Source organism: Pseudoalteromonas sp. PS5 (assembly GCF_004103255.1).
Classification (GTDB): Bacteria; Pseudomonadota; Gammaproteobacteria; order Enterobacterales; family Alteromonadaceae; genus Pseudoalteromonas; species Pseudoalteromonas peptidolytica.
Genome location: NZ_RCSQ01000252.1, coordinates 1 through 1,194, shown reverse-complemented (window position 1 = coordinate 1,194; position 1,194 = coordinate 1). Strand labels below are relative to the sequence as shown.

Genomic DNA, 1,194 nt, shown 5'->3' with positions numbered 1-1,194 from the left:
ATGCGCATTATAGGGAGATCCGATTTAAGTGCAACCCTTTTTTTAAAGAAAATTGCAAAAAAACGTTTGTTCGAGCAAAAATAAAGCGAAACGTCTATTTTTGACACTTTAATATACAAAAAAGGGCTAAAAGGAAGTCATTATTATTGCTTATAAGCATTTTTTCACTTTATCCGCTTGCAAATAGTGAGTTATCAATGCAAAAGCCCTTCTTAAATAAGTCCTGAGCTACTTAATTGTTTAAGCGTTGGCTTTAGAGTTAACTTAAGCACCTTATAAGACAATGCTTCATCTACTTGGCTAGTGAATTTCAAAGCACTTTCTTAATGACAGCAACTTTGTTTGCTGTTCTTAAAAATATATTGCCCAGTTGAAACTGCTCTAGTACTCATTCATTAGCGATAGACAAGTTTTAAATACGGGGTGAATGAAGAAACCGGTGGATCTGAAACAAGTTAAAAAGCGTTAATGGGTAAATTAGCCAAAACGGCCAAACCACATTTTTTGGCAGGTCTCAAGATGTAAAAAGCTAATATAACTCTAGTAGACGCAACACAGTCAAAGAATCGGCATTTATAATTGGTCAATTTGATGCTAACTACGTTAGAAGTGCCTTATATTGAGCAATAATTAAACGGGTTAGTATTACCTCAAACCACCATCAAGATTAATCCCTTTAAAGATAAACTAGGGATGATTATTTGGTATGAATTAGCACTAAAGTAAGGAAATCAGGTAAAAAGTAAACGATGTGATTAGATTTGGAGCGAGTAACGAGGTTCGAACTCGTGACCTCGACCTTGGCAAGGTCGCGCTCTACCAGCTGAGCTATACTCGCGTTTCATGGATCATTTATAGTATTTTTTACTATAAATGGTGCCCGGGGCCGGACTTGAACCGGCACGCTGTTACCAGCGAGGGATTTTAAATCCCTTGTGTCTACCAATTCCACCACCCGGGCATCGGGCTTGCTTTCGCATGTGGATATAAGAAAATGGAGGCGGAACCCGGAGTCGAACCGAGGTAGACGGATTTGCAATCCGCTGCATGGCCACTCTGCCATTCCGCCAAATTTGGAGCGAGTAACGAGGTTCGAACTCGTGACCTCGACCTTGGCAAGGTCGCGCTCTACCAGCTGAGCTATACTCGCATCCCATAAATTATTTATAGCAATTTTACTATAAATAGTTTTAT

At 39.4% G+C, this 1,194-nt stretch carries 4 tRNA genes; all 4 read right to left on the bottom strand.

Annotation, left to right across the window (positions count from 1 at the left end):
* Positions 1-762: 762 nt before the first annotated feature.
* A tRNA-Gly gene (locus D9603_RS21470) sits at positions 763-838 on the bottom strand.
* Positions 839-874: 36 nt separating this feature from the next.
* Positions 875-961, bottom strand: a tRNA-Leu gene (locus D9603_RS21465).
* Positions 962-995: 34 nt separating this feature from the next.
* A tRNA-Cys gene (locus D9603_RS21460) sits at positions 996-1,069 on the bottom strand.
* Between the two features lie 5 nt (positions 1,070-1,074).
* A tRNA-Gly gene (locus tag D9603_RS21455) sits at positions 1,075-1,150 on the bottom strand.
* Between the last annotated feature and the right edge of the window lie 44 nt (positions 1,151-1,194).